General features: G+C 59.3%; 31 protein-coding genes. 14 read left to right on the top strand and 17 right to left on the bottom strand.

The features are described 5' to 3' along the window. The first annotated feature begins 2 nt into the window (after positions 1-2). Together FE702_RS02315 and FE702_RS02310 are read left to right on the top strand one after the other, a co-directional pair. Complete coding sequence (locus FE702_RS02315; protein WP_147124603.1) at positions 3-410, top strand: DUF934 domain-containing protein; 408 nt, start codon at positions 3-5, stop codon at positions 408-410. 158 nt (positions 411-568) lie between these two features. Then, a complete protein-coding gene (locus FE702_RS02310) occupies positions 569-1,411 on the top strand; it encodes a ferredoxin--NADP reductase (protein WP_147124602.1) in 843 nt (280 codons plus the stop codon). Positions 1,412-1,450: 39 nt separating this feature from the next. On the opposite strand, the gene FE702_RS02305 is transcribed toward FE702_RS02310, so the two are convergent. Then, entirely contained in the window at positions 1,451-1,843 is a 393-nt protein-coding gene (locus tag FE702_RS02305) for a hypothetical protein (protein WP_147124601.1), read from the bottom strand. 139 nt (positions 1,844-1,982) lie between these two features. Then, entirely contained in the window at positions 1,983-3,182 is a 1,200-nt protein-coding gene (locus FE702_RS02300) for a hypothetical protein (RefSeq protein ID WP_147124600.1), read from the bottom strand. Positions 3,183-3,278: 96 nt separating this feature from the next. Here FE702_RS02300 and infC point away from each other — a divergent pair, with 96 nt between their 5' ends. Then, on the top strand, positions 3,279-3,929 hold the full coding sequence (infC, locus tag FE702_RS02295) for a translation initiation factor IF-3 (protein WP_147124599.1): 651 nt from the start codon (positions 3,279-3,281) through the stop codon (positions 3,927-3,929). A 67-nt stretch (positions 3,930-3,996) separates the two neighbouring features. Here infC and FE702_RS02290 read toward each other — a convergent pair whose 3' ends face one another. The 5 genes from FE702_RS02290 to FE702_RS02270 are packed head-to-tail and all read right to left on the bottom strand — an operon-like array spanning position 3,997 to position 8,542. Next, positions 3,997-4,992, bottom strand: coding sequence for a molybdopterin-binding protein (locus FE702_RS02290; RefSeq protein ID WP_147124598.1), 996 nt, complete (start codon positions 4,990-4,992; stop codon positions 3,997-3,999). After that, complete coding sequence (locus FE702_RS02285; RefSeq protein ID WP_255449557.1) at positions 4,989-5,924, bottom strand: XdhC family protein; 936 nt, start codon at positions 5,922-5,924, stop codon at positions 4,989-4,991. Before FE702_RS02285 ends, FE702_RS02290 begins: the two co-directional genes overlap by 4 nt. A gap of 49 nt (positions 5,925-5,973) precedes the next feature. Then, a complete protein-coding gene (locus FE702_RS02280; RefSeq protein ID WP_147124596.1) occupies positions 5,974-7,227 on the bottom strand; it encodes a vWA domain-containing protein in 1,254 nt (417 codons plus the stop codon). Positions 7,228-7,268: 41 nt separating this feature from the next. Continuing rightward, positions 7,269-7,649 (bottom strand): VOC family protein, encoded by a 381-nt coding sequence (locus tag FE702_RS02275; RefSeq protein WP_255449556.1) that lies wholly within the window; start codon positions 7,647-7,649, stop codon positions 7,269-7,271. Further along, on the bottom strand, positions 7,646-8,542 hold the full coding sequence (locus tag FE702_RS02270; protein WP_147124595.1) for an AAA family ATPase: 897 nt from the start codon (positions 8,540-8,542) through the stop codon (positions 7,646-7,648). Before FE702_RS02270 ends, FE702_RS02275 begins: the two co-directional genes overlap by 4 nt. A gap of 121 nt (positions 8,543-8,663) precedes the next feature. Between FE702_RS02270 and FE702_RS02265 the strand changes: the two genes are divergently transcribed. Beyond that, the gene (locus FE702_RS02265; RefSeq protein WP_147124594.1) at positions 8,664-9,884 is read left to right on the top strand and encodes an acyl-CoA dehydrogenase; all 1,221 of its coding nucleotides are present in this window, start codon (positions 8,664-8,666) and stop codon (positions 9,882-9,884) included. Positions 9,885-9,991: 107 nt separating this feature from the next. After that, entirely contained in the window at positions 9,992-10,927 is a 936-nt protein-coding gene (locus FE702_RS02260; RefSeq protein WP_147124593.1) for a phosphoadenosine phosphosulfate reductase, read from the top strand. A gap of 6 nt (positions 10,928-10,933) precedes the next feature. Here the strand turns inward: FE702_RS02260 and ureG are convergent, their stop codons facing one another. The 10 genes from ureG to FE702_RS02210 all read right to left on the bottom strand — a co-directional run bounded on the left by ureG (position 10,934) and on the right by FE702_RS02210 (position 16,999). Beyond that, the gene (gene ureG, locus FE702_RS02255) at positions 10,934-11,542 is read right to left on the bottom strand and encodes an urease accessory protein UreG (protein ID WP_147124592.1); all 609 of its coding nucleotides are present in this window, start codon (positions 11,540-11,542) and stop codon (positions 10,934-10,936) included. Positions 11,543-11,555: 13 nt separating this feature from the next. Beyond that, complete coding sequence (locus FE702_RS02250; RefSeq protein WP_147124591.1) at positions 11,556-12,176, bottom strand: urease accessory protein UreF; 621 nt, start codon at positions 12,174-12,176, stop codon at positions 11,556-11,558. After that, complete coding sequence (locus FE702_RS02245; protein WP_147124590.1) at positions 12,166-12,618, bottom strand: urease accessory protein UreE; 453 nt, start codon at positions 12,616-12,618, stop codon at positions 12,166-12,168. The genes FE702_RS02250 and FE702_RS02245 overlap by 11 nt, the downstream gene beginning before the upstream one ends. Positions 12,619-12,637: 19 nt before the next feature. Next, positions 12,638-12,850 carry a DUF1127 domain-containing protein gene (locus tag FE702_RS02240; protein WP_147124589.1) on the bottom strand — a complete coding sequence of 71 codons (213 nt, stop codon included), beginning with the start codon at positions 12,848-12,850 and terminating at the stop codon, positions 12,638-12,640. A gap of 117 nt (positions 12,851-12,967) precedes the next feature. Then, on the bottom strand, positions 12,968-13,516 hold the full coding sequence (locus tag FE702_RS02235) for a hypothetical protein (protein ID WP_147124588.1): 549 nt from the start codon (positions 13,514-13,516) through the stop codon (positions 12,968-12,970). Next, entirely contained in the window at positions 13,513-15,210 is a 1,698-nt protein-coding gene (gene ureC / locus FE702_RS02230; RefSeq protein ID WP_147124587.1) for an urease subunit alpha, read from the bottom strand. Before ureC ends, FE702_RS02235 begins: the two co-directional genes overlap by 4 nt. 69 nt (positions 15,211-15,279) lie before the next feature. After that, a complete protein-coding gene (locus FE702_RS02225; RefSeq protein WP_147124586.1) occupies positions 15,280-15,585 on the bottom strand; it encodes an urease subunit beta in 306 nt (101 codons plus the stop codon). After that, positions 15,585-15,857, bottom strand: a complete 273-nt coding sequence (locus FE702_RS02220) for a hypothetical protein (RefSeq protein WP_147124585.1) — start codon at positions 15,855-15,857, stop codon at positions 15,585-15,587. Before FE702_RS02220 ends, FE702_RS02225 begins: the two co-directional genes overlap by 1 nt. A 16-nt stretch (positions 15,858-15,873) precedes the next feature. Then, positions 15,874-16,176 carry an urease subunit gamma gene (locus FE702_RS02215; protein ID WP_147124584.1) on the bottom strand — a complete coding sequence of 101 codons (303 nt, stop codon included), beginning with the start codon at positions 16,174-16,176 and terminating at the stop codon, positions 15,874-15,876. A gap of 10 nt (positions 16,177-16,186) precedes the next feature. After that, positions 16,187-16,999, bottom strand: a complete 813-nt coding sequence (locus tag FE702_RS02210) for an urease accessory protein UreD (protein ID WP_186826955.1) — start codon at positions 16,997-16,999, stop codon at positions 16,187-16,189. A gap of 145 nt (positions 17,000-17,144) precedes the next feature. On the opposite strand from FE702_RS02210, the gene pyrC reads away from it, so the two are divergent. The 9 genes from pyrC (at position 17,145) to FE702_RS02165 (ending at position 25,663) form a co-directional block, all read left to right on the top strand. After that, positions 17,145-18,182: a dihydroorotase gene (pyrC, locus tag FE702_RS02205; protein ID WP_147124582.1), complete on the top strand. Its 1,038-nt coding sequence runs from the start codon at positions 17,145-17,147 to the stop codon at positions 18,180-18,182. Positions 18,183-18,225: 43 nt separating this feature from the next. Beyond that, complete coding sequence (locus FE702_RS02200; protein ID WP_147124581.1) at positions 18,226-18,900, top strand: orotate phosphoribosyltransferase; 675 nt, start codon at positions 18,226-18,228, stop codon at positions 18,898-18,900. A 254-nt stretch (positions 18,901-19,154) separates the two neighbouring features. Beyond that, a complete protein-coding gene (locus FE702_RS02195; RefSeq protein WP_147124580.1) occupies positions 19,155-20,651 on the top strand; it encodes a replicative DNA helicase in 1,497 nt (498 codons plus the stop codon). 44 nt (positions 20,652-20,695) lie between these two features. Then, positions 20,696-21,724 (top strand): alanine racemase, encoded by a 1,029-nt coding sequence (gene alr / locus FE702_RS02190; protein WP_147124579.1) that lies wholly within the window; start codon positions 20,696-20,698, stop codon positions 21,722-21,724. Next, positions 21,724-22,500 (top strand): MlaE family ABC transporter permease, encoded by a 777-nt coding sequence (locus tag FE702_RS02185; RefSeq protein ID WP_147124578.1) that lies wholly within the window; start codon positions 21,724-21,726, stop codon positions 22,498-22,500. The genes alr and FE702_RS02185 overlap by 1 nt, the downstream gene beginning before the upstream one ends. Beyond that, positions 22,497-23,243, top strand: a complete 747-nt coding sequence (locus FE702_RS02180; RefSeq protein ID WP_147124577.1) for an ABC transporter ATP-binding protein — start codon at positions 22,497-22,499, stop codon at positions 23,241-23,243. Before FE702_RS02185 ends, FE702_RS02180 begins: the two co-directional genes overlap by 4 nt. Next, the gene (locus FE702_RS02175; RefSeq protein WP_147124576.1) at positions 23,240-23,695 is read left to right on the top strand and encodes a paraquat-inducible protein A; all 456 of its coding nucleotides are present in this window, start codon (positions 23,240-23,242) and stop codon (positions 23,693-23,695) included. Before FE702_RS02180 ends, FE702_RS02175 begins: the two co-directional genes overlap by 4 nt. 4 nt (positions 23,696-23,699) lie before the next feature. Further along, entirely contained in the window at positions 23,700-25,082 is a 1,383-nt protein-coding gene (gene radA / locus FE702_RS02170) for a DNA repair protein RadA (RefSeq protein WP_147124575.1), read from the top strand. Between the two features lie 26 nt (positions 25,083-25,108). Further along, positions 25,109-25,663, top strand: coding sequence for a CvpA family protein (locus FE702_RS02165; RefSeq protein ID WP_147124574.1), 555 nt, complete (start codon positions 25,109-25,111; stop codon positions 25,661-25,663). The last annotated feature ends 75 nt before the right edge of the window (positions 25,664-25,738 follow it).

The raw sequence follows: 25,738 nt of genomic DNA, 5'->3' as shown, positions 1-25,738 counted from the left end.
ACATGAGCGTGATTGTCACCGATACTGGGTTTGCACCCGAGGATTTCACAGGCACCTTTGTGCCGCTTGCCGCCAATGACGCGCCTGCTGCGGCGCTGGATTTGGCCTCGGACGCAAACCCAGATGCTTTGAAAGATCAACTCGACGGTGTTGAGGCAATCCGCATCGACTTTCCGTCCTTTGCCGATGGTCGTGGTTTCACGATTGCCGCACAGCTTCGACGGTTGGGGTTCGCGGGCCGCTTGCGTGCGCGTGGGCATGTGATCGCCGATCAATACACGATGGCACGCAGGTCCGGCTTTGATGAGGTGGAGATCAGCGATGAACTCGCCGCCCGCCAACCAGAGGATCAATGGCTGTTCCGCGCCGATTGGAAGGCAAACGATTATCAGGCCCGTATGCGCGGTTAGGCACGTCGCATCACCGTCCCTATGGGTGCAGTGCGTGTTCACACGCACCGTGCCGAGACGGACATGACCCAAATCAATGCGCCCCATTGGTCGCGTTGACATGAACTCAAATACCAGTGACACCAGAGAGGCCCGGGTGTAAACCCAGGTTGACATAGATGACCGAGACAAAGCCCGTGAATGTACAAGCCGCAACACCTGTCCTGCCCGATGCCCAGACCGTAACCGAGGTCGAACACTATACGGATCGCTTGTTTCGCTTCCGCGTGACGCGTCCCGCATCTCTGCGGTTCCGTTCGGGCGAATTTGTCATGATCGGGCTGATGGGTGATCCGCACCCCGAAACCGGCAAGCAGAAACCAATCCTCCGCGCCTATTCCATCGCCTCACCCAGCTGGGACGAAGAGTTGGAATTCTACTCGATCAAGGTGCAGGACGGCCCGCTGACTTCGCGGCTGCAAAACATCAAGCCGGGCGACCAGATTATTCTGCGCCCGAAACCGGTGGGCACATTGGTCCACGACGCTTTGTTGCCGGGTAAACGGCTATGGTTCTTTTCAACAGGCACCGGCTTTGCCCCGTTCTCATCGCTTCTGCGTGACCCGGAAACCTATGAAAAATACGATCAGGTCATCGTCACGCACACATGCCGTGACGTGGCCGAACTGAAATACGGAGCCGAGATCGTCGAGCAGGTTCGCACTGACGAAATGCTTAACGAACTGATCGGGGCCGAGAACTTGGCCAAGCTGGTCTATTATCCGACCACCACTCGCGAAGAGAGCCCAAAGATGGGCCGCATCACAAACCTGCTTAAAGATGGCACCGTGTTCCGCGACCTTGGCATTGATGGCATGAGTGCCGATGTGGATCGAGCCATGGTATGTGGTTCCATGGGCCTGAACCTTGATCTCAAGGAAATCCTTGAAGGTTATGGCTTGGAAGAAGGCGCAAACTCCGATCCGAAGCATTACGTCGTAGAAAAGGCGTTCGTCGGCTGACCGACAAACGCCCTTTTGGAAACTGGTTAGAGCTGCGTTTTAGCCGTCTGAACGAATTTGGCTCTCTTGGCTTTCTTCAAAGCTTTCACGCAAGCTGACCGTATTGCCTGACGCGCTCTCGCGAGGCCCCATGTCTGGCGCCGTCTCTGCCGACAGTGTGGTGATCGCCGCGCCTGTGGCCGCACTCGCGCCGGCCTCACCCGCAACGTCCCCTGTCACAGGTATCGACATCGAGCTGCCAGCCTCTTTGATGCGGTCTGTTCCATCGGCAGTCGCGCTGACAGCATTCGGGGCCTCGGCTACCGCTGAGATAGACTCATCTGTTTGAAGTCGGTCAACCTCCACGACACGTGGATCGCTGAATTGCTTATACAGCTGCCAGCCGCCCATGGCGCACACCAATCCAAAGATGGCGTAAAGAACATATTTCATGGTCGTCTCCTTTGCTGGTTTCAAAGACCCAACAAAGGCACCTGCAGATCGTTCCGCCTTTGCCGACAAAACCCGCAAAAGAAAAACCCGGAATGCGCGAACATCCCGGGTCTCAATTTTGCTGGCGTTTGAACCTGATTTACAGGTCCAATGCGCTGCGAATGCTTTCGATCAAACCATCCAGCAATTCTGGATTCTCGCGCGCCTTGTCGATGGCGGCACCCAGAGTTGTTTTTTGCAACGCACCAAGGTCAGAGTTCTCGACATATTCCGCAACGCGGTCAAAGTCGAAGTTCTCGGCAGACAAAAGATCGGCGATACCGCCTTCGCTTGAGGTTTCCAGCGCCTCTTGCGTACCTTCCGCAGTCGCGGCAGCGGTTCCCTCAGCAGCTTGAGTAGTGGCTTCAACCGTTTCGCCGGCTGTCTCGGTCGCGCCCTCTGCACCTTCGGTTACGGCATCAACTGTTGCGTCCACCGCATCCGTGGTCGCATCCACAGCGGTTTCGGCTGTGTTTTCGACCGCTTCGGCAGTGTTCTCCGCAGCCTCAGCGGCTGCGTTCGCCGTCTCATTTGCCGTCTCAGTAGCAGCTTCTGCAGTCTCTTCCGCGGCTTCGGCTACATTTGCAGCAGCGTCGCCCGTGGCTTCGACTGCATCTGATGCGGTGTCCTGTGTGGCCTCGACGGCCCCTTCAGCGGCTTCAGCGGTTGTTTCCATCGCTTCGGTCGCGGTTTCTTCTGCCGCATCGGCCACATTGGCCGCCGCATCGCCAGTCGCCTCTGCCGCGTCCGATGCAGTTTCTTGCACGGCATCAACCGCACCTTCAGCAGCCTCAGCTGTGGTTTCCATGGCTTCGGCAGCGGTCTCTTCTGCGGCCTCGGTTGCACCGGCCACGGTGTCCTGAGCGGTCTCAAGCGCGCCTTCGGCGGCCTCTTGCGCTCCTTCCACCAGATCAGATGCCGCGTCTTGTGCGTTTTCCAGCAGGTTGTTGGCGCCTTCGGTCACAGCAGTCGCAGCTTCCTGTGCGGTTTCAGTGGCTGTATCGACGGCGTCCTGTGCGGCCTCGGTGGCCGTATCAACGGCGTCCTGCACTGCATCGGTTGCACCTTCGACGGTACCTTCAACGGCCTCTGCGGCTGTATCAGCCGTTTCAGCGGCTGCATCGGCCACTTCACCGGCAGTTTCCGAAGCAGCATCCATCTCGTCGCCAGCGGCGTCTTCAACAGCGGCGACCTCATCTTCTGCTCCTGACCAAAGGCGACTGATATCCCCTTCAACCGTGTACAAGGCGACCCCGCCAACTACCAAAATGACGGCCAATCCCCAAAGAATTCCGCGCATTTTCATCCCCTTTAGTAAGTACGTGCCAAAAGCCGAATGCGGCTGACATCAATAAGGTTCCACATGGGTGAAAAATATGGGGAACTCTAGGGGGAAATGCCGCAAAATAGGCACCGTCCCGCCGATTGCGGCCTTGAATGCGCCGCGCCGCGCGGTTACCTTACGGCCTCGTTAAAACGGAATTATCGAAGGACAAGTCCAATAGCCCGCAGACCACACAACGCGCCTCCACAGCGCGACACAGGCCCCCGCGTCAATGACCGCATCCGCGCACCCGAAATCCGCCTGATCGGAGCAGAAGGTGAAAACGTCGGCGTTGTATCGCCTTCCAGGGCTCTTGAAATGGCCGAAGACGCAGGGCTGGACCTGGTCGAAATCTCTCCCAACGCAAATCCGCCGGTCTGCAAGATCATGGATTTCGGCAAGTTCAAATATGAACAGCAAAAACGGGAATCTGAGGCGCGGAAAAAGCAGAAGACCATCGAAGTCAAAGAGGTCAAATTCCGCCCGAACACCGATACGCATGACTACGATGTCAAAATGCGCAACGTGTACAAATTCCTGGAAAATGGCGACAAGGTGAAGGTCACCCTGCGCTTCCGTGGTCGCGAAATGGCGCACCAGGAATTGGGTCGTGATCTGCTGCTACGCGTGGCCGAGGACACCAAGGAACACGGCAAGGTCGAAAACATGCCCAAGATGGAAGGCCGCCAAATGATCATGATGATCGGGCCACTTCCAAAGTAGTCGGGTCATAAACCTGATAGAAAGGCCGCCTTGAGCGGCCTTTTTTGTGCCGTATCCAATGCGCGCCCTACCCGTCGCGCTTTCTTCGTGGCTGTGGCCGTGTCGGGATTTCCTTCAAAAGACCGCCGACGCCCATCCCCATGATATCTTGGCCCGTCACCGGCACACCGCAAACCAAACGTTCCAGAACCCAATCCGCGCCGTTCAATGCTGGCGACCGGGCACACCCCGGCAGGCCGATTACGGGCCTTCCGCTCAATTCCCCAAGGAACAAAAGGTTGCCCGGATCAACCGGCATCCCGTAATGCGCGACCGTACCGCCTGCAGCGCGCACAGCTTCTGGCGCCACGTCATGCAGGTCCGACGTAGCAGACCCTGTCAGGATCAAGATCAGGTCCCTGTCCACCTGCCGCAACAGAGCATCACATAGGGTATCTGTTTGATGCGGCACGACCACCTTCGGGGGAAGTGTGACGCCCAAAGCCGCGAGCCGGCCCTCCGTGGCTTCATGCCCTTTGGCCCCGTCATCCCCACTGACCACGGTTTGAAACAACACGGGTGCGCGGCGCACTGGCCGGGCGAAGCTTATGGCCCCATGGGCGCGCGTTTCCGCTTGCCTCAAATCCGCCTCTGAGACGGCATATGAGATGATCTTGACGGTCGCGATCATGCCACGCGGATCCATCCGATGCCATTCCGGTACGGTTGCAACCGTGATCATCGGATGAACCGCGTTCACCGCGTGAATGGCCTCCGCGTTCAGCCTTACGATGCCCGGTTCCTTGGCAAGGATATTCACTCGTCCTGTATGCGGCGCTTGCAAGGTCAGGTCCGCTTCCGACGTGACCAAGGCCCGTGCCAACCGCTCTGCCGCGGCATCCTCGTGCACATCATCCTCAGCGAGGATCGCCACCGTCACGGAAGACAGCCCTGCTTCCGCCATTTCCGCGATGTCACTCGCCGTCAGACGCCGCCCCTTGCGCAGGCGACGCCCCCCAAAGGCAACAGAATGCGCCAGAATAGCGCCACCCGCTTCTGCGACCGGAACGGGGCCAAACTTCATCCGCGCAAGACCTGAGTGATCTCGGCCATGACAGACACGGCAATCTCAGCCGGGCTCTGCGCGCCGATATTAAGCCCGACAGGCGCATGGATGCGCGCGATCTCATTTGCCGTAAACCCCGCGCTTTCCAGATGCGCGACCCGCTTGGCATGAGTCCGCGTGGACCCAAGGCACCCAAGATAAAGCGCATTGGAGCGCAACACCTTTTCAATCGCGGGATTGTCGAGTTTCGGATCGTGGGTCAGCGTTACAACTGCCGTGCGCGTATCAAGACCCATTGAATCCAGCGCCTCATCCGGCCAGTCGTCCGAGATCTGGCGCCCCGGAAACCGTGCCTCGGCGCCAAACACAGGGCGCGGATCAATCAGGATTGGATCCCACCCACAGGCCTCCGCCATATCGGCCAGATGTTGCGCGATATGCACAGCACCTACGATGATCATCCGCAGGGGTGGATGGTATGCCGCACGAAAGACATCGCCTTCAAATCCGCTGCTTACTGCGGCCCCGACAGGTTCAACCTGCCGCTGCCAAGTGCGGGTATCCACGGCATAGGCGACCGCCTGACGCTTGGCGCGCGCGGCAACGAGATCCGCCAGAACATCCTCTGGAACACCTTGCCCTACCGGCTCAACCATCACTCGAATACGCCCGCCGCAGGCCAGCCCAACGGCAAAGGCCTCGTCGTCTGATACCCCGAATTCCAAAATGCGCGATTGCCCATCGCCCAGCGCCTCAATCGCCTCAAGGATGACAGCCCCCTCGACACAGCCACCGCTGACGGACCCCTCCATTGCGCCATCCCGATCAATGACAAGCTGCGCCCCGACAGGCCGCGGCGCAGACCCCCAGGTCTCCACAACCGTGGCCAGCGTCGCGCCTCGCCCTGCGCGGTGCCACTCCAACGCAATCTCAGGAATAGTGTCCAACATCATCCTTCTATGTTTCCCAAATACTCGCCCGCCGCAGGCGTCCCCAACCTTACAGCTCAGCCATCATCCGATCTTTGTCGCCGCGATCATCGGCATTTGCGACCGCCGCCGCCAGCCCCTGAAACGAGGCAAGGTTATGGCCCGCACGAAAACAATCCACATGCGGCATCATCGCCCGCACACCCGCCGCCTTGGGCGCGAACCCATCAAACCGCAGCAAAGGGTTTAGCCAGATCAAGCGCCGCGAAGACAGATGCAGCCGCTCCATCGCCTTGCCCAGCATCTCGGGGTCTTCGCGATCCAGCCCGTCGGTAATCAACAGCACAACCGCGCCCTGCCCCATAACACGCCGCGACCAGTCGCGGTTGAACGTCTGCAGACACTCCCCGATACGTGTGCCGCCTTCCCAGTCCTGCGCCTCAGCGCCGGCATTGGCCAGCGCCTGATCGACATCCCGCGCGCCCATGTGGCGGGTGATGTTCGTCAGCCGGGTGCCAAAGGTAAAGGCATGCACCTTGGACCATCCCTGCCCCTTTGTGTTCGACACGGTATGCAGGAAATGCAGCACAGCACGCGAATACTGGCTCATCGACCCGGAGATATCACAGAGCGCAACAAGGTTCGGCCACCGAATGCGATGTGACCGCTTCTCAAAGGCCGAGATATCACCTCGCCGCGCTGCAGTGCGCAGCGTCTTACGCCAATCGGGCCTTGTCCCTTGAAGATCAGCCTGCATCCGCCGCGACCTGAGGGGCTGCACAGGCAGGGACATCTGCGCAATCAGACGCTTTGCTTCGGCCATCTCTGCATTGGACATTTGCTCAAAATCGAGCGTGCGCAGCTTTTCTTCGGTCGACATCGTCAACGATGCGTCAATCTCGACCTCGGTGCCGCCGTCCTCTTCCTGTTCAGGCATGTCCGGCACATCGCGCGCCACACCTTCCAACAGCGCCTCTGCTGCGCGTTTTTCAGCGGCCCTTGCGGTTCGGTCCTCATTTACCCCGCGCACGGCAGGGATCATGTAGGACATCATATGCTCCATGTATCGCGGGTCGCGCCAATAGAGCCGAAAGATCTGCGAGAACACAGCGCGATGCTGTGGCTTCGTCACGAAACAGGCATGCAAGGTCCAGTAGAAGTCGCGCTTTTCCGAGAACCCCGCCGCCTCGACCGCGCGAATAGCGTCAAGGACCCGACCCGGCCCGATGGGCAATCCCGCGTTGCGCAACGCCCGCGCAAAATGCGTGATGTTATGGGTCAGTTTCCCATCTTCAGGGATGTCGAGCGCGATGTGTTCAGCCATGGGCTACTAGCTCATCAAGGTCCCGGGTCACGCCCCGTAAGCTACTCATATCGGCTGACCTCGATTAGGTTTCCATCCAGATCATTGAAATACACGGACGTAATCGGCCCCCGCGCACCGGACTTGGCTACAGGTCCTTCAACGATCACGCCTCCAGCGGCCTCGACTCGGGTGATCACCTCGCCCGGCGCGGCATCGGTCAAAAGACACACATCGCCCGACCCGATGACCGCATGATTTCGCGTTTCCTGACCGAGCGTTTGCAAGTTGATCTTTTGGTCGCCCACGATCAGCGCCCGCCGGGTTCCGGCAAATGTCACGGCCTCAACGCCCAGCGCCGCCTGAAAGAAAGACACGGTCGCCTCAACATCGCGCACAGTCAGGACAATATGATCAATCCCGGTGATCAAAGAGCCACTCACAAAGCAGGCGCTTTCATGTCGTCCAGAATGCGCTTGGCCTCTGACCCCTGAAGCTTTTGTATGTCGTCTTGATATTTCAGGATCGCGCCCAATGTGTCGGCAATGACTTCTGGCGACAGGTTGATGACATCCAGCGCGAGCAGGCATTTCGCCCAATCGATCGTCTCGGCCACACCCGGCTTCTTGAACAGGTCCTCAGTCCGGAGATGCTGAACAAACGCCACAACCTCTTTGCTCAAGGCTTCTGAGGCCTCAGGGGCGCGTGCCTGCAAAATCTCGATTTCACGGTCAAATGACGGGTAATCGACCCAGTGATAAAGACAGCGGCGCTTCAACGCGTCATGCACCTCGCGCGTGCGGTTGGATGTCAAAATAACAATCGGCGGCTCAGGTGCCGTGATTGTCCCCATCTCCGGGATGGTCACCTGAAAATCGCTCAATGCCTCCAACAGGAACGCCTCAAACGGCTCATCCGTTCGGTCCAGCTCGTCGATCAAGAGCACCGGCGCGCCTGCCGGGTCTGGCCGCATCGCATCCAGCAGCGGACGCTCGATCAAATACCGGTCGCTGAACAGCTCATCCTGCAGCGCCGCCTTGTCACCCGTGGCCTCTGCGGTGCGGATCGCGACCATCTGCGCGGCAAAGTTCCATTCATAGACGGCAGACGACGCATCCAGCCCCTCATAGCATTGCAGTCGGATCAACCGACGACCCAATGCTGCCGAAATCGCCTTGGCAATCTCGGTCTTGCCGACGCCTGCCTCGCCTTCCAGAAAAAGGGGCCGGCCCAGTTTCAGCGACAGGAACACGACCGTCGCCAGCGCGCGGTCAACCACATAGTTTTGGCCTGCGAGCAGCGCCTCAACATCATCAATGCTTTGAATATCCGTCATGAGCGGACACCCTAACGCCGGTTTGTCACATGGCAAGCCGCCCTGCCCACGCTAACACCAATGTCGTAGATGCTTGAACGGGGCCGCATAGCCCGATAGCCAGAAGGTCAGGAGGACGCCCATGAACGCACCATCCAAGATCACCACCAAAGACGCCCCGGACCTGTCGCCTTTCGACTGGACCGATCCTTTCCTGATCGAAGATCAACTGGGCGAAGATGAACGCATGTTGCGCGATGCTGCCGCAACCTTTGCCCAAAGCGAACTCGCCCCACGCATTGTCGAGGCCTATCGCGAGGCGCTGGTCGTGCCGGACCTGTTCCCGCTCATGGGTCAAGCTGGTCTGCTGGGCGCAACAGTGCCAGAGCAATATGGCGGGCTTGGCGCGTCCTACGTGACCTATGGGCTGATCGCGCGCGAGATTGAGCGTATCGACAGCGGCTATCGGTCGATGATGTCGGTTCAGTCTTCGCTCGTGATCTATCCGATCTATGCCTACGGATCAGAAGAGCAGCGGCAGAAATACCTGCCCGGCCTGTGTTCTGGCGAACTCATTGGGTGTTTCGGCCTGACCGAACCTGACGCTGGCTCCGATCCTGCCGGCATGAAAACCCGCGCCGAGAAAACGGCAACGGGCTATAAGTTGACCGGTTCCAAAATGTGGATCTCAAACGCACCCATTGCGGATGTGTTCGTGGTTTGGGCCAAGTCAGATGATCATGGCGGCAAAATCCGCGGGTTCGTGCTGGAAAAAGGCATGAAAGGCCTGAGCGCGCCAAAAGTCGGCGGCAAGCTGTCTTTGCGCGCCTCAGTCACCGGCGAAATCGTCATGGACGGTGTCGAGGTAGGCGAAGACGCGCTTCTTCCAAATGTTCAGGGTCTCAAGGGCCCGTTTGGCTGTCTCAACCGCGCGCGTTATGGCATTAGCTGGGGCGTCATGGGCGCGGCAGAGTTCTGTTGGCACGCGGCCCGGCAATATGGCCTCGACCGCAAGCAATTCGGAAAGCCGCTGGCGCAAACTCAGCTCTTCCAGAAAAAGCTCGCGGATATGCAGACCGAGATCAGTCTAGGTCTCCAGGGCTCGCTCCGTCTGGGTCAGTTGATGGATGCCGGTCGCGCCTCGCCAGAGACAATCAGCATCATGAAGCGCAACAACTGCGGAAAGGCGCTCGATATCGCGCGCACTGCGCGTGACATGCATGGCGGCAATGGGATTTCAGAGGATTTTCAGGTCATGCGCCACGCCATGAACCTTGAAACGGTGAACACCTATGAAGGCACGCATGACGTGCATGCGTTGATCCTGGGTCGCGCGCAGACAGGTCTGCAGGCCTTTTTCTAAGGGGATTTTGGGCCGGTTTCTTGGAAACGGCCCAACCAAATCCCAATTTTGCCCCAAAGCGCGTTTACCTCACGCTTACTATTTTGCGATTGCGAGCGTGTTTACCCATGGCTGAATTACCGAACCTACCGGACTTGTCCGATCTGAACCGCGACGATTGGGGGCGCGGGCTCCAACAAACTGTCGAAACCGATGGGTCGTGGAGCGACTTGACCACCGGGCACACGGTTCTCAGCCACAGCGATGGCAATACGCTCTTTGTGACCTTCGAATTCATCGAAGATATCCGATCGTCACGCGACAATGCGCTACCGCTTGGTGTGGCTCTGGCCCAACACGATGATTGCGCATGCTTGACCATATTGGCCGAGACACGGGCCTGGTTCCGTGACCCCGCGCTTTACGCCTATTTTGATGCGCTGGTGGACGAAGACTTTTTCGCCGATTTCGACTCTGTCGTTTTTTACGGCGAAGGCATGTGCGGCTATGCGGCTGCGGCGTTTTCCGTGGCTGCCCCCGGCGCAACCGTGGTCTTGATCGCCCCGCAGGCAACACTGGACCCTCGCGTCGCGGAATGGGATCACCGTTTTCAGGCAATGCGCCGTTTGTCTTTCACAGATCGCTATGGCTTTGCACCCGAGATGATCGAAGGGGCGGAATCCGTTTTTGTCCTCTACGACCCAGAGGAAGAGTTGGACGCGATGCACACGGCGCTTTTCACGCGCCCGCATGTCGACAAATTCCGCTGCCGTTTCTTGGGCAAAGACATTGCCTCCGCACTCGAAGACATGAAGCTTCTTGAAAAAACGCTATTGTTGGCTGGCTCCGGCGATTTGTCCGTCCCAACCTTTGCACGGCTGTACCGTGCCCGTCGCGACTATGCCCCCTATCTGCGCAGCTTGTTGACACAGGTCGAAGACAATGACCGCGTGGGATTGATTGCCATGATTGTGCGCAATGTGCTGCCCCGCAAAGGGATGCCGCGCATGAAAAAGGCGATGCGCTCGCTTGTCGAACAAGGTGTGATGGAAGACATCACCTAACCCTGCCTAGTTCTGCAGTCCTCCCGCCTCGGCGATAAAGGACACGATCTCAGGCACGCCGTCACCTGACCTCAACGAAGCCATGACAAACGGGCGTCCAGCCCGATTATCACGTGCGTCTGTTTCCAGAAGAGCTCGATCAACGCCCACATGCGGTGCGAGGTCTGTCTTGTTGATGATCAACAAATCCGACCGCGTGACACCCGGCCCCTTCTTGCGCGGAATGTCCTGACCGGCGGCAGTATCAATGACATAAAGGCTGATGTCGGCCAGCTCTGGGCTGAACGTGGCGGCCAGATTATCGCCACCGCTTTCTATAAGGATCAGATCGAGGTCCGGAATGCTCTCCGTAAGATCCGCAACCGCGCGCAAATTGATGCTGGCATCTTCGCGAATGGCCGTGTGCGGGCAACCGCCCGTTTCGACCCCTCTGATGCGCGCTTCTGGCAGCACCTGCGCGCGCAACAAAAATTCCGCGTCTTCACGGGTGTAGATGTCGTTCGTGATCACCGCCATGGACCAGCGATCCGCCATCGCTCGGCATAGCTGTTCGGTCAGAGTGGTCTTTCCCGCCCCCACTGGACCGCCGATCCCCACACGCAAAGGTCCGTTCATACCGTGCCTCCCTTTATGTCCGAAACATCCGCGCAACGAGGCCTTCATGAGCCATCGCCGCACAGTCGCTCAGAAACGCTGCGTTGCGCAAATCGCAGACCGATACACCTTTTGCTGCTTCGACCGTCTCGGCAATCGCGGGTTTCAGGCGGGTCAAGACGCGCTGTCCGTCTTCTTGTCCCAGTGGCACAAATCGCACCGCGCAGCTGACAAGGTTCGACGCAAAGGCGTGGAGATAGAGAGCGGCAACTGTCGTTGGTTCAAGGTCAAGCTGGCGCGCCGCCTCGCCGACCACAACAGGTAGCGGACCTGCGTGCTGTGCTGTGCCCAGCGCGCCAAGCGTCTTTGCAAATGCCGCGCCTTGCGCCTCTGTCTCTTCACTGCGTTCCTTGCTTGCGGCCATGGCCCGCGCATAGGCCAGCATATCCTCGCCAGCCATCGCACGCATCAAAAGGACCGCGTCGCTCTGTCCCGTGCCGCGGCGGATCACGATTTCAAGCCAATCCTGCAGATCGTCTGCCGACGTTATCCGACCTTCTGCAATTTCGGTTTCGATCCCATGCGAATAGGCAAAAGAGCCCAGCGGGAACGCAGGAGACAACCATTGCGTCAGCGTCAGAAGATCAGTGGTCATGGGAATGCTCGTGGCTATGCCCCATCGTGCGCCCATGCCCATAGGCCCCGCCTTCAGGTGTGAAGGTTCCATTGACGCGGACCAATTTGGCGCCAAGCACCTCAAGCATGTCGAAAAGGACCTTGTCCTCGGCAATGCGCAGGCAATCACTGTGTATTTCACAAGGGGTATGGCGGTTGCCGATATGCCAAGCCAACCGCGCCAGATCACCCCGTATTTCGATCAACGGCTCTTCGGCTGCGTCGATTTCAACGGTTTGCCCGTCGCTCAGGCGAAAGGCTTGACCGGGGCTCAGATGCGTCGCTCGGGGAAGATCGACAACAAATGCGGTGCCGCCAACCCCAACCAGCCGTTTGCGCCGGATCATGCGGTCCGCGTAGTCCAGCACGACCCGGTCCGCCGGGTCATGCGTGTGATCAATCACTTCCGAGGCCGTCAGCATGGCGCGGCCCCGGCGAAAATCAGTACGCCATCCGGTCGCGGTAGACGTAAAGAACGATGTCTTCCCGTCTCAGGCCGCGTTTGGCGAGGTCTTCGTCGCTCATCATTGCCAAACGCTCTAGCTCTTTGGTGCGCGCGCCCGCTTCGCCCAGCTTGACCAAGCCGTTCCAGAATGCAGTTGCAGCGCGGACAATCAGATTGCCTTGATGTGGGACGTCGGAAATCGAAGCCATTGGTGAACTCCTTACGAATATGAGGCTTTTGCTTGCCCCAAACGTAAGAAGCTGACTGGGTGGGGACCACCGACACCTTGGCAATCCCGCTATGCAAATGCTGCATTGCGGCGCAAACTACCATCGCATCGACTCCACTGCTGTTGTGATTTCTTCGACATCGCCCATGCGCATTCCAACAACGACCCCAGTGCCAAGCGTCGGATACCAATCGAACGCCCGAAAATGCTCTAGCGCGGCGCCATTGGTGAATTGCCCGATCCGCCAGACTTCGAATTCGCATAGTCCGATCTTCTTGGTGACAGGGATCGGCTGAGTATAGGTGGCAACCTGCAAGATCAGCGGGCCACCTGTGTCACGCGTGGTGCGCTGCATAACGTCAAGCTGCGGCGCAGGTGCTCCGCTGTCTTCCACGCTCCATGTCGGCGTCTGGCTTCCCTGCGCCTCTTGCAAGACGTGCAGCCCATAGGCGGTCAGCGACCAGCCGTTTTGCACACCCGACGGCCTGACATGTCCAATCTCGATCAAGTCTGTCCCTAACCGTCGATGGTCCTGCCGTGAGCCATCCTCGCGGACGAACGTCACGCCTCGGTCAAGATCAGCAGCCGTTGGGCAGGCCGATGCCGGCGCAGCCAAGGCAGCAAGTGCAAAAACAAGGCGGATCAAAACAAGAAATACCGCTGTGCCATTGGCAATTCGGCAGCAGGTTCGCAGGTCAGGAGTTCACCATCCGCCCTGACCTCGTAGGTTTCCGGGTTCACTTCGACCTCTGGCGTGGCATCGTTCAACTTCATTGAGGATTTTCCGATCCCGCGGCAGTTTTCGACTGCGACGGTCTTCTTGGCGAGGCCCAGATGATCTGTCTCGGCGGCCTCGGACACAAATAGCACGGCAGAGTTTTCCACGTTGCGGCCCATCGCCCCGAACATGGGCCTTGTGTAAACCGGCTGCGGCGTTGGGATGGATGCGTTTGGATCACCCATTTGAGCACAGGCAATTGATCCGCCAACCAGCACCATCTCGGGCTTCACTCCAAAGAAGGCAGGTGACCACAGGCACAGGTCCGCTCGCTTGCCGACCTCAATGCTGCCGATTTGGCGGCTGATCCCATGGGCGATGGCCGGGTTGATGGTGTATTTCGCGATGTAGCGGCGCACGCGCATGTTGTCGTTGTCGCCGGTTTCATCGCTCAGCCTCCCGCGTTGCACCTTCATCTTATGCGCGGTCTGCCATGTGCGAATGATGACCTCGCCCACGCGGCCCATGGCCTGACTGTCGGACGCGATGATCGAAAACGCGCCCATGTCATGCAGGATATCCTCTGCCGCGATGGTCTCTTTGCGGATACGGCTTTCGGCAAAGGCCACGTCTTCGGGGATCGCCTTATCGAGGTGGTGGCAAACCATGAGCATATCGAGATGCTCTTCGAGCGTGTTCACCGTGTAGGGCCGCGTCGGGTTGGTCGAGGATGGGATCACATGCTCCAGACCGCAGACCTTGATGATGTCAGGCGCATGACCACCGCCTGCCCCTTCGGTGTGGAACGCATGGATCGTACGGCCTTTCATGGCGGCGACCGTATTTTCGACGAAGCCGGATTCGTTCAGCGTGTCTGTGTGGATCATCACCTGAACGTCCATGTCGTCGGCGACACTCAGACAGGTGTCGATGGCCGCCGGTGTCGTTCCCCAATCCTCGTGCAGTTTCATCGCACAGGCCCCGGCCCTGATCATCTCGACCAGCGCATCGGGCTTTGAGGCGTTCCCTTTGCACGACAACCCGATATTCACCGGCACGCTATCCAGCGCCTGAAGCATCCGCCCAATATGCCATGGCCCTGGCGTACAGGTGGTCGCCAATGTCCCATGCGCAGGGCCTGTGCCGCCACCCAGCATCGTCGTCAGGCCTGAATGCAAGGCATCCTCAATCTGCTGCGGACAGATGAAATGGATATGCGCGTCAAAGCCGCCGGCAGTCAGAATGCGCCCTTCGCCAGCAATCGCCTCGGTCCCCGGCCCGATGATGATGTCCACATCCGGTTGCGTATCCGGGTTCCCAGCCTTGCCGATAGCATGGATGCGCCCGTCACGCAGGCCCACGTCCGCCTTGTAGATGCCGGTGTAGTCCACGATCAGCGCATTGGTGATGACTGTGTCCACCGAGCCATCGGCGCGCGTGCGCTGTGACTGGCCCATCCCATCGCGGATGACCTTGCCGCCGCCGAACTTCACCTCTTCTCCGTAGGTTGTGAAGTCGTTTTCCACCTCAATGATCAGGTCGGTATCGGCCAGCCGCACCTGATCACCGGTCGTTGGCCCGAACATGTCGGCATATGCAGCGCGGGAAATTTTTGCAGGCATGCGATCGGCTCCTTTTGCCTCGATCGGGTCGCAAGAAAGGTAGGGTGCGTGATGTCACGCACCTGTGCTTCAAAGGGGGCCCATAACTTTCTGATTGAACCCATAGACTTCACGCGCTCCGCTGAGCGGCACAAGAGACACTTCGCGTTGCTGCCCCGGCTCAAACCGCACAGCGGTGCCTGCGGCAATGTCCAACCGCTGACCCATCGCGGCCTCTCTGTCGAATTCCAAAGCCGCGTTGGTTTCCGCGAAATGATAGTGGCTGCCCACTTGCACCGGACGGTCCCCGGTATTGGCAACCATCACCACCGTCACAGGCGCGCCTTCGTTCAGTTCGATCTCGCCCTCGGCAGGCATAACTTCTCCGGGGATCATCAGCCCACCTTTTTTCTGATCGCGGCGATGATGCGCGTGCCAAACAGGCCAAGCCCACCACCTGCGACAATGACGAATGCGGAGATATTGCTTTGCGCCAGAACCTGCAGGATCGTCACCGCCAGCATCAGTAGAATGAACGTAAGTGCTCGGCTGTCGCCTGCATCCATCTCAATATCGTCCATCGTCATATCGTTGACGAATTTCTTGACCTGCGGCTCTGCATGCGGGGTCGCGTAACCCGCTGCAATGGCTAGGATAAAGGCAAGCATCTCATTACTCCTGTTACTAGCGAATGGGGTGATGCACGGTGACCAGCTTGGTTCCATCCGAGAACGTCGCCTCGACCTGCACGTCATGGATCATCTCAGGGATACCGGGCATGCACTGATCCGCGGTGACGACATGAGCGCCAGCCTCCATCAGATCAGCAACGGACCGCCCATCGCGTGCGCCTTCGACCACGTAGTCGGTGATCAGCGCGATGGCCTCGGGATGGTTCAGCTTCACGCCCCGCTCTAAGCGGCCACGGGCAACCATGGCGGCCACGCTAACCAGCAGTTTGTCCTTTTCACGCGGTGTCAGGTTCATACACAGTCCTTCACATCTGCCACACGCGGGGCAATGGCCCGCCGTCAATCGTGGCCTTCAACGTTTTTAAATACGGAAGCAGCGCCTGTTTCAGCGGCCAGAGATCCGCGAATGCGCCCCGCACCACCAGTCGACCGTCCCACGCACTGGAATGCAGGCCCGGCACATGTGGGCGCGGTTTGTCTTCGGCGTCGCGGCCGACATAGACCAAAGTGACCGCCGCACGCGCTGTGCCAAGCCCTGCAGCTGCCGCCGCCACATCGGCATCAAGTTCCAACGGGTCGATCCAAAGAGGTCGCCCGTTGCGCCAAATCGATCGATGATCCGATAGCTGAAACTGTTTTGGGGTTTCCCCCATCGCGGCGCGTCCCAGAACCACGATCTCGATCGCTAACAAGGTGGCTTCTCCAAGAAGGTCAATCCGCGTCTTGCGCCGGAGGTTTGAGCGGTCAAATAGGATGGTCTCTTGCGGCAGCCAATTCAGATGGGCGTCCTGCCCAACGGTCAGGTCAATCGAAACCTGCCCCGGCGCGCCGGTTGAGGCATAGGCGCGCTCAGCGGTCTGCGTGGTCAAGGACAGCGCACTGCTCGGACCGACCTCGGCAGAAAAGGCGATCTCGTCGCCACCGGTTACACCACCGGCGGTGTTCAAAAAAACGGCCTCGGTCGTGGATCCATAGGCACGTGGGATCATCACCTTGGCACACCCCGATTGATGCAGGTCGCACACCTTGACGGTCTCACCCACCCGGCGCACGCCGATATGTCCGCGCCCTCGCGCGCGTTGCAGTTTGACCTGTGACGAGTGGCTGGTATCTAACATGCCTTCCCCCGCACAATTCCTAGTCCGCCTCATGACACAGCGGCAACAGATTGCGCCCTGAAAGACTGCCTTTGGCGGCGGATCGCCCAAAAATGAGGCAACTTCGCCCATGGCCCTGCGCCGATGCCTGCGCTACGAGACACCCATGACCAATACTCTCACGATCCGCCGCCCTGACGATTGGCACGTTCACCTGCGTGACGGCGCAGTCCTCAAGGCGGTCACACCTGAAACGGCCCGCCATTTTGCACGCGCCATTGTGATGCCGAACCTCGTGCCGCCGGTTGTCACCGGTGACGATGCAGCGGCCTACCGTGACCGCATCATGGCTGCTGTGCCAGAAGGCATGTCGTTCGAACCGCTGATGACACTTTATCTGACCGAGGACACGGACCCAAAAGATGTCCGCGCAGCCCACAGTGCGGGTATCGTGACAGCAGCAAAACTCTATCCAGCGGGCGCCACCACGAATTCGGCCTCCGGCGTGCGTGATTTTGAAAAAATCCGACCCGTTCTGGAAACCATGGCCGAAATCGGCATGCCGATGTGTGTTCATGGTGAGGTGACGGATGCAGAGATCGACATTTTTGATCGCGAGGCGGTTTTCATAGACCGTGTGCTCGACCCGCTGCGGACCTCGATCCCCCAGTTGCGCGTGATCATGGAGCATGTGACGACAAAAGACGCGGTCGACTATGTGCGCAGCAACGAGGAACGGCTGGGGGCAACCATCACGACCCACCACCTGATCATCAATCGCAATCACATGCTGGTCGGCGGTATTCGTCCTCATTACTACTGTTTGCCTGTCGCCAAGCGCGAGACCCACCGCCTTGCCCTTGTCGAGGCGGCAACATCAGGCGACGCGCGGTTCTTTCTGGGAACGGACAGCGCGCCCCATGTGGATGCCGCCAAAGAAACCGGCTGTGGCTGCGCAGGTGTGTTCTCGGCAACAAACACCATGTCATGCCTCGCCTACGTCTTTGAAAAAGAAGGGGCGCTCGACAAACTGGAAGCGTTCGCCTCGCTCAACGGCCCGGCCTTTTATGGCCTGCCCGCGAATGAAGAGACGATCACCATAGAAAAAGGCCCAGCTGCCGCTTATCCGGACAAGATCGCGTCCGGCTCAGGGCCGATCACACTCTTTGATCCCGGCGTTGAGCTTGAGTGGCGCGTGGTCTAGTGCCTGCGGCGCGAGTATTTTCGAAACATAGAAGGATGCAGCCATGATCCCGACGACGTTCCCGGCCAAAGAAGAAATCGCGCGACTGACGGCGCGCATGCTGCTTGAAATCAAGGCCGTGAACTTTCGTCCCGAGGACCCATATATCCTGTCATCGGGCAAACCTTCTCCGTCTTATATCGACTGTCGTCAGCCAATCTCGCATCCGCGTATCCGCTCCGCGATGATGGATTTCTTGGCCGTTACCGTCATGCGTGACGCCGGGTTTGAAGCCTTTGACAACGTTGCGGGTGGTGAAACTGCAGGCATCCCATATGCCGCAATGGTCGCCGAACGGTTGGCACTGCCGATGACCTATGTTCGGAAAAAACCAAAGGGTCACGGCAAGGGCGCACGGATCGAAGGGGACATGAGCGAAGGCCAAAGCGTTCTTTTGGTCGAAGACCTGACGACGGACGGCGGATCAAAGCTGAACTTCGTTGACGCTATCCGGGAAACCGGGGCCACCTGCGGCCATACCGCCGTGATCTTTTACTATGACATTTTCCCGAAAACGATCCCGACGCTCGCTGAACATGGGGTGCAACTGCATTACCTGTGCACGTGGTGGGATGTGCTGGCCGAAGCCAAGGCGCAAAACGCCTTTGATACGGCCACCTTAGCCGAGGTCGAGGCGTTTTTGAACGCACCCGAAGCCTGGCAAGAGGCACGGATGTAGCCAAAAGGTTTCCGGTTTCTTTTCACGCCGCGCGAGATTTTCTCTACAGGCGGGAAACTGGGGACAACTACAGATTCGGTAGACCAAAGCCACAAGATCGGGCATAGTCCGGACATGGCTCCTACCAGATGTCGACATATGCATGACGTTGACGTTGCGGCTCTTTGCCGGACCCACAGGGTTTTCCACAGACTTGCTCCGGGTTCGCAAGCGTTAACACATGGTCTAACACCTGCCCCACAGGAGATGCCCGCATGAACACGATCGCGACCCTTCAGGGGACGGCTGTCGCAGCCGCGCCCGCAGATCAATTGCCACATTCGATCGAGGCCGAGCAGCAACTGTTGGGCGCGATACTGACGAATAACGACCTCTATGATCGCATCGCGTCCGTGATCGGACCGCAGCACTTTTACGACCCGGTCCACGCCAAAATCTTTGAAACCGCCGCCGCGCGTATCACAAAGAATGCGCTCGCCTCACCGGTGACCTTGAAGGCGTTTCTTGAGGATGACCCAGGGCTCGCAGAACTTGGCGGCGCAGCCTACCTCGCGCGCCTCGCCGGGGCCGCCATCAGCGCCTTTGCCGCGCGCGACTATGCCCAGATGATCTATGACATGGCCATCAGACGCGAATTGATCGCCGTAGGCCGTGATATCGCAGATCGCGCCACCCGGATGGATGTGACCAGCGAACCGCGCGAACAAATCGTGATGGCCGAGCAGACACTTTATTCCCTTGCTGAACAGGGACAGGCCGACAGCGGATTTCAGAGCTTTCTCAAAGCTGTCACAGACGCGGTGCAGGTCGCCAATGCCGCCTATCAACGGGATGGTGGTCTGGCAGGCGTGTCGACCGGTCTGATCGACATGGACAAGAAATTGGGTGGCCTGCACCGCTCTGACCTTCTGATCCTCGCGGGGCGTCCGTCAATGGGCAAAACCTCGCTTGCGACCAACATCGCCTTTAACATCGCTAAGGCCTACAAAAAGGGCATCACCCATGATGGCTCCGAAGGGGCCGTGAATGGTGGCGTCGTGGGATTTTACTCGCTCGAAATGAGCGCCGAGCAACTTGCTGCCCGGATCCTGTCCGAGGCGTCCGAAGTCCCATCCGAACAAATTCGCCGCGGAGATATGACCGAGGCCGAGTTCCGCCGCTTTGTCGAGGCCGCGAAAGCGCTCGAAAGCTGCCCGCTTTTCATTGATGACACCCCCGCCCTGCCGATTTCCCAGCTCGCCGCCCGCGCGCGCCGTCTGAAACGCACCCATGGGCTTGATGTTCTCATCGTGGACTACCTTCAGCTGGTGCGCCCAGCATCAGCGAAGGATAGCCGCGTGAACGAGGTGTCCGAGATCACGCAGGGCCTGAAAGCGATCGCGAAGGAGCTCGACATTCCGGTGATAGCCCTCTCCCAGCTGTCCCGACAGGTCGAAAGTCGAGAAGACAAGCGCCCGCAGCTTTCAGACCTGCGTGAGTCCGGCTCGATCGAGCAGGATGCCGACGTCGTCATGTTCGTGTTCCGCGAGGAATACTACAAGGAACGCGAAAAACCCGGCGATCACGACCTTGAGGCAATGGCCAAATGGCAGGAAGAGATGGAAAAGCTGCACGGTCGTGCTGAGGTCATCATCGGCAAACAGCGTCACGGCCCCATCGGCACCGTCGATCTGTCCTTCGAAGGCCGCTTCACCCGCTTTGGCAACCTTGTGAAGCCATGGCAAAATGGCGGTGGTGGCGACAGCTTCTAGCGAATTGCGGTTGACCTTATCCACCGCCCCCGCGAAGAAACTGCATGGCACAGGCACATCTTACCATCGACCTCGGCGCAATCTGCCGGAACTGGCAGGCCCTTGATGCGCTAAGCGCACCAGAGGTCGAAACAGCCGCCTGCGTCAAAGCCAATGGATATGGGCTGGGCGCCGCAAAAGTAGGGACTGCGCTACGCGACGCTGGCTGCAAAACCTTCTTTGTCGCCGTCGCCGAAGAAGGTGCAGCATTGCGCCCTTATGTCGGCGATAGCGTGCGCATTGGTGTCTTTGGCGGGCACATGGAGGGTGACGCGGCTTTGATAACTGCCCACCGACTTATCCCCATGTTGAACGCACCAGAACAGGTGGTGCGGCATATGACCCAAGCGCCCGACGCGCCCTATGGCGCGCAACTCGATAGCGGTATGAACCGCCTCGGGATGGAGGCCGACCAATGGGCGGCATCTCAGGCGGATTTGAACCCGGTTCTGGTCATGTCGCACCTTGCCTGTGCGGATGAACCTGAACACCCGATGAACGCTCAGCAACTCGCCGCGTTCAAAGACATGATCAACCAAACCAATGCGCCGGTCTCGCTGGCGGCTACGGGTGGCACGCTGCTCGACCCCGATTACCACTTTGACCTGACTCGTCCGGGCATTGGGCTCTATGGCGGCGCGCCGTTTTCGGCGGCTGAGCCAGTGGTGCGCCTGTCGATCCCGGTCATTCAAACACGTGACTTGCAGGTCGGTGAAACGGTCGGCTACGGCAATACGTGGACGGCCGATAGACCTTCGAAAATCGCAACGATCTCGGCAGGTTACGCCGACGGGCTTATCCGCGCGATGGGGCGCGACATGGCGCTTTGGTCGGATGGTGTGCGCTGTCCGCTTGTCGGTCGTGTCTCCATGGACCTGATCACCGTTGATGTGACCGATCTGGGCCACACACCGGCAATGCTCGATATTCTGTGCCGGGAACAAGGTGTAGAAGACCTCGCTGCTGCCGCAGACACCATTGGCTATGAAATCCTGACATCGCTCGGCAATCGCTACGCGCGGAGCTACGTCTGATGCTGCGCCTCTTGGCAGGAATTGGTGCCGGCGTATTGGCGGCATTGGCTGCCGTCGGGCGGGTCGTTCTCTTTGCGCTGGCCACGCTCCGGCACATGCTGACGCCGCCATTCTACGTCAAAGAGTATGGCCAAGCCGTTATCAATATTGGCTATTTCTCTTTGCCTGTCGTCGGTCTGACGGCGCTCTTCACCGGCGGCGCGCTGGCGCTGCAGATCTACTCGGGCGGGGCGCGTTTCAATGCCGAGGCGGTGGTGCCAACCATTGTGGCCATCGGCATGGTGCGCGAATTGGGGCCTGTGCTCGGTGGCCTGATGGTGGCCGCCCGCGTGGCCTCGTCCATCGCAGCTGAAATTGGCACGATGAAGGTGACAGAACAGATCGATGCGCTCGTGACCTTGTCCACCCACCCCATGAAATACCTCACTGTGCCTCGCGTATTGGCCGCAACGCTCTGCGTCCCGGTTCTTGTTGGCGTCGGCGACATCATCGGCATCATGGGCGGCTATCTTGTCGGCACCTCACGGCTTGGTTTCAATTCCAATGCCTATCTGACCAACACCTTCGATTTTCTCGAATTCTGGGACGTCGCCTCTGGCCTGATCAAAGGTGCGGTCTTTGGGTTCCTGGTGGCGCTGATGGGCTGTTACTACGGCATGAACTCCGGCCGCGGCGCTCAAGGTGTGGGCCGCGCGACCAAGGCGGCTGTGGTCGCCGCATCCGTCCTGATCCTTGCCTCAAACTACATCCTGACGGAGGTGTTCTTCTCAGCATGATCGAACTCTCTGGCGTCAAGAAATCCTTTGGAAGCAACCACGTGCTGCGCGGCGTTGACCTCAATGTCAGGCGCGGTGAAAGCATGGTCATCATTGGCGGCTCCGGCACGGGTAAGTCGATCACAATCAAATGTGTGTTGGGTCTGATCACGCCAGATGCAGGCAAGATCACGGTTGATGGACAAGACATCCTGAACCAACCCCGCGACGCCTTTCTCGCTCGATTTGGCATGCTCTTTCAGGGCGGTGCGCTCTTTGACTCGCTGCCTGTCTGGCAGAATGTCGCCTTTCGTCTTCTGCGCGGGTCGCTGGCCCGGCCTAAAGATGAAGCACGCGAAATCGCCATCGAAAAACTGCGCCGTGTCGGCCTGAAACCCGACGTCGCCGACCGCCTGCCCGCGGAACTGTCCGGTGGGATGCAAAAGCGTGTGGGCCTCGCCCGCGCCATCGCCGCCGACCCGGAAATCATCTTTTTCGATGAACCCACCACCGGTCTCGACCCCATCATGTCCGGTGTCATCAACGACCTGATCCGTGAAATCGTAGTGGAAATGGGCGCAACCGCCATGACCATCACTCATGACATGACATCGGTCCGCGCCATCGCAGACAAGGTCGCGATGCTCCATGACGGCGTGATCCAGTGGACCGGTCCAATCGGGGAGTTGGACCAAACGGATGATCCCTATGTCCGGCAGTTTGTCGGTGGGTTAGCCGAGGGACCGATTGAGGCGGTTCGGTGACCGCCCTCAAACTCGCCAACCTCTCCCTCTTGATCCTCTTCCCCATCGCATGGTTCGCCCCACTTCTGCGCGCGGGACTGCTGCCCCTCTTCGGCCTTTCCGAAATCTCGGTGATCTCTGGCCTCCAATCGCTCTGGCAAACGGACGTCTTCCTCGCTTTGCTCGTCACGGCCTTCGCGCTCGTCGCGCCGATGCTAAAAACCATTGGCCTTGCCTTGATCCATTTCGGCTATGCAGACGCTCGCCTGACACCCGCGCTGACCCTGCTCAGCAAACTCGCCATGGCTGATATCTTCCTGATCGCACTTTATATCGTGATCGCCAAAGGCGTCGGCGTAGGCCGGGTAGAGACCGCGTGGGGCCTTTACCTCTTTACCGCCTGCATCCTTGCGTCCCTCGCCATTTCGATCCTCACCCCGCGCTTCACAAAGCCTGCGGGCTCAGGCAAATAGCGCCATGGCCAAACCGTCCCTGAAATCGTCTTTCGTCTGCACCAACTGCGGCAATGTCACGTCCAAATGGGCCGGCAAATGCGAGGCCTGCGGAGAATGGAACACCATCGCTGAGGAAGGCCCGCTATCGTCCGGGCCATCCAAGGGTCTTGGCGGTAAACGCGGGCGTACGCTTGAACTCACCGACCTATCGACCGAAGAAGCGCCGCCGCCACGGACTGAAGCTGGCGTTGGTGAACTCGACCGTGTCCTCGGCGGCGGGCTGGTTCAGGCCTCAGCCCTTCTTGTTGGCGGTGATCCCGGCATCGGCAAATCCACACTACTCCTGCAGGCCGCCGCGCGGTTCGCACGCAACGGGCTCAAGGTGATTTACGTCTCAGGCGAAGAGGCGGCTGCGCAGGTCCGCATGCGCGCTCAGCGCCTCGGCCTGACGGACTCGCCCGTCATGCTTGCTGCTGAGACCAACCTGCGCGACATCCTCACCACGCTGGATCAGGAAAAGCCCGATCTGGCCATCATCGATTCCATTCAAACCATGTGGGCCGACCATGTTGAGGCAGCCCCCGGCAGTGTCAGCCAGGTGCGCTCTGCCGCCCACGAACTGACCAGCTTTGCCAAACGCAAAGGTATTGCCGTGATCATGGTCGGCCACGTCACCAAAGAAGGTCAGATCGCAGGCCCCCGCGTCGTCGAACACATGGTCGACACGGTGCTTTATTTCGAAGGTGAACGCGGCCACCAATTCCGCCTTCTGCGCGCCGTAAAGAACCGCTTTGGCCCCGCGGATGAGATCGGTGTCTTTGAAATGACCGGTAAAGGTCTGATCGAGGTCAAGAATCCCTCGGCCCTCTTCCTGTCCGAACGCGGCACCCCTGCCGCCGGATCCGTGGTTTTTGCCGGGATCGAGGGCACGCGCCCGGTGTTGTGCGAAATTCAGGCGTTGGTGTCACCCTCTCCACACTCCCAACCGCGCCGCTCGGTCGTGGGCTGGGATGGCTCTCGCCTGGCCATGATCCTTGCGGTGCTCGAATCCCGCTGCGGTGTTCCGTTTCAGGGCCTCGACGTCTATCTCAATGTCGCAGGCGGTATGCGCATCTCAGAACCCGGGGCTGACCTTGCCGTGGCAGCCGCCCTTGTCAGCGCCCGCGAGGACACCGCGCTGCCGCCCGAGGCCGTGATCTTTGGCGAAATCTCACTCTCAGGTGCGCTCCGCCCCGTCTCACAGGCGGAAAATCGGTTGAAAGAAGCCCAAAAACTTGGTTTCACCACCGCGATTGTGCCACCGCTGTCAAAACGCATCAGCGATCAGGGTGTGGCGCTGAGGCAAATGCCGGATTTGGCAGGCTTTGTAGAAGACGTATTCGGGGGCGGCCCCGTCAGACAATAGCGGGCAACTCCGCGAGGTGGCAGACTATGGACAGCTTTACCCTGATTGACGGGATCGTCGCGGCGTTGATCGTGCTCTCGGCACTCTTGGCCTACTCGCGCGGGTTCATGCGCGAAGCAATGTCCATCGCCGGGTGGGTCGTGGCTGCGATCCTTGCCTTCATGTTTGTCGATGTCGCCCGACCTTTGGTCCGTCAAATCCCCGTCGTCGGAGATTTCCTTGGCGAAAGCTGTGAGTTGTCGGTTGTGGCGTCCTTCGGCTTGATCTTTGTCGTGGCCCTTGTCGTCGTTTCCCTCTTCACACCGCTGTTCTCGGCATTGATCCAACGCAGCGCGCTCGGTGGTGTCGATCAGGCGCTTGGGTTCGTCTTTGGCGTGGTGCGCGGCGTGCTCTTGGTCGCGATTGCATTCTTTGTTTATGAAACGGTGATCACCACGCAGGACATCGCCATGGTTGATCAGTCCCGCTCGGCGGCTGTCTTTGGCCGGTTTACCGACAACATTCAGGACCAAAACCCCGAAGAAGCGCTTGGCTGGATCACCCGTCAGTATGAGACGCTGATCGGGACCTGCGACCAATAGGCAGCGGTCTGACCGGCGTTCGATTGTAATCGTTTGATGACAGGCCAGCGCCCCTGCGCTATTGCGTGCCGCAAG

This window comes from Shimia ponticola (assembly GCF_007995215.1).
Classification (GTDB): domain Bacteria; phylum Pseudomonadota; class Alphaproteobacteria; order Rhodobacterales; family Rhodobacteraceae; genus Shimia_B; species Shimia_B ponticola.
This window is presented reverse-complemented; position numbering and strand designations above follow the sequence as displayed.

What these genes read in the sequence shown, in the direction of transcription:
- FE702_RS02315 (WP_147124603.1), top strand. Translation starts at nt 3, where the DNA reads ATGAGCGTGATTGTCACCGATACTGGGTTTGCACCCGAGGATTTCACA.
- FE702_RS02310 (WP_147124602.1), top strand. Translation starts at nt 569, where the DNA reads ATGACCGAGACAAAGCCCGTGAATGTACAAGCCGCAACACCTGTCCTG.
- FE702_RS02305 (WP_147124601.1), bottom strand. Translation starts at nt 1,843, where the DNA reads ATGAAATATGTTCTTTACGCCATCTTTGGATTGGTGTGCGCCATGGGC.
- FE702_RS02300 (WP_147124600.1), bottom strand. Translation starts at nt 3,182, where the DNA reads ATGCGCGGAATTCTTTGGGGATTGGCCGTCATTTTGGTAGTTGGCGGG.
- infC (WP_147124599.1), top strand. Translation starts at nt 3,279, where the DNA reads ATGCCGCAAAATAGGCACCGTCCCGCCGATTGCGGCCTTGAATGCGCC.
- FE702_RS02290 (WP_147124598.1), bottom strand. Translation starts at nt 4,992, where the DNA reads ATGAAGTTTGGCCCCGTTCCGGTCGCAGAAGCGGGTGGCGCTATTCTG.
- FE702_RS02285 (WP_255449557.1), bottom strand. Translation starts at nt 5,924, where the DNA reads ATGTTGGACACTATTCCTGAGATTGCGTTGGAGTGGCACCGCGCAGGG.
- FE702_RS02280 (WP_147124596.1), bottom strand. Translation starts at nt 7,227, where the DNA reads ATGGCTGAACACATCGCGCTCGACATCCCTGAAGATGGGAAACTGACC.
- FE702_RS02270 (WP_147124595.1), bottom strand. Translation starts at nt 8,542, where the DNA reads ATGACGGATATTCAAAGCATTGATGATGTTGAGGCGCTGCTCGCAGGC.
- FE702_RS02265 (WP_147124594.1), top strand. Translation starts at nt 8,664, where the DNA reads ATGAACGCACCATCCAAGATCACCACCAAAGACGCCCCGGACCTGTCG.
- FE702_RS02260 (WP_147124593.1), top strand. Translation starts at nt 9,992, where the DNA reads ATGGCTGAATTACCGAACCTACCGGACTTGTCCGATCTGAACCGCGAC.
- ureG (WP_147124592.1), bottom strand. Translation starts at nt 11,542, where the DNA reads ATGAACGGACCTTTGCGTGTGGGGATCGGCGGTCCAGTGGGGGCGGGA.
- FE702_RS02250 (WP_147124591.1), bottom strand. Translation starts at nt 12,176, where the DNA reads ATGACCACTGATCTTCTGACGCTGACGCAATGGTTGTCTCCTGCGTTC.
- FE702_RS02245 (WP_147124590.1), bottom strand. Translation starts at nt 12,618, where the DNA reads ATGCTGACGGCCTCGGAAGTGATTGATCACACGCATGACCCGGCGGAC.
- FE702_RS02240 (WP_147124589.1), bottom strand. Translation starts at nt 12,850, where the DNA reads ATGGCTTCGATTTCCGACGTCCCACATCAAGGCAATCTGATTGTCCGC.
- ureC (WP_147124587.1), bottom strand. Translation starts at nt 15,210, where the DNA reads ATGCCTGCAAAAATTTCCCGCGCTGCATATGCCGACATGTTCGGGCCA.
- FE702_RS02225 (WP_147124586.1), bottom strand. Translation starts at nt 15,585, where the DNA reads ATGATCCCCGGAGAAGTTATGCCTGCCGAGGGCGAGATCGAACTGAAC.
- FE702_RS02220 (WP_147124585.1), bottom strand. Translation starts at nt 15,857, where the DNA reads ATGCTTGCCTTTATCCTAGCCATTGCAGCGGGTTACGCGACCCCGCAT.
- FE702_RS02215 (WP_147124584.1), bottom strand. Translation starts at nt 16,176, where the DNA reads ATGAACCTGACACCGCGTGAAAAGGACAAACTGCTGGTTAGCGTGGCC.
- FE702_RS02210 (WP_186826955.1), bottom strand. Translation starts at nt 16,999, where the DNA reads ATGTTAGATACCAGCCACTCGTCACAGGTCAAACTGCAACGCGCGCGA.
- pyrC (WP_147124582.1), top strand. Translation starts at nt 17,145, where the DNA reads ATGACCAATACTCTCACGATCCGCCGCCCTGACGATTGGCACGTTCAC.
- FE702_RS02200 (WP_147124581.1), top strand. Translation starts at nt 18,226, where the DNA reads ATGATCCCGACGACGTTCCCGGCCAAAGAAGAAATCGCGCGACTGACG.
- FE702_RS02195 (WP_147124580.1), top strand. Translation starts at nt 19,155, where the DNA reads ATGAACACGATCGCGACCCTTCAGGGGACGGCTGTCGCAGCCGCGCCC.
- alr (WP_147124579.1), top strand. Translation starts at nt 20,696, where the DNA reads ATGGCACAGGCACATCTTACCATCGACCTCGGCGCAATCTGCCGGAAC.
- FE702_RS02185 (WP_147124578.1), top strand. Translation starts at nt 21,724, where the DNA reads ATGCTGCGCCTCTTGGCAGGAATTGGTGCCGGCGTATTGGCGGCATTG.
- FE702_RS02180 (WP_147124577.1), top strand. Translation starts at nt 22,497, where the DNA reads ATGATCGAACTCTCTGGCGTCAAGAAATCCTTTGGAAGCAACCACGTG.
- radA (WP_147124575.1), top strand. Translation starts at nt 23,700, where the DNA reads ATGGCCAAACCGTCCCTGAAATCGTCTTTCGTCTGCACCAACTGCGGC.
- FE702_RS02165 (WP_147124574.1), top strand. Translation starts at nt 25,109, where the DNA reads ATGGACAGCTTTACCCTGATTGACGGGATCGTCGCGGCGTTGATCGTG.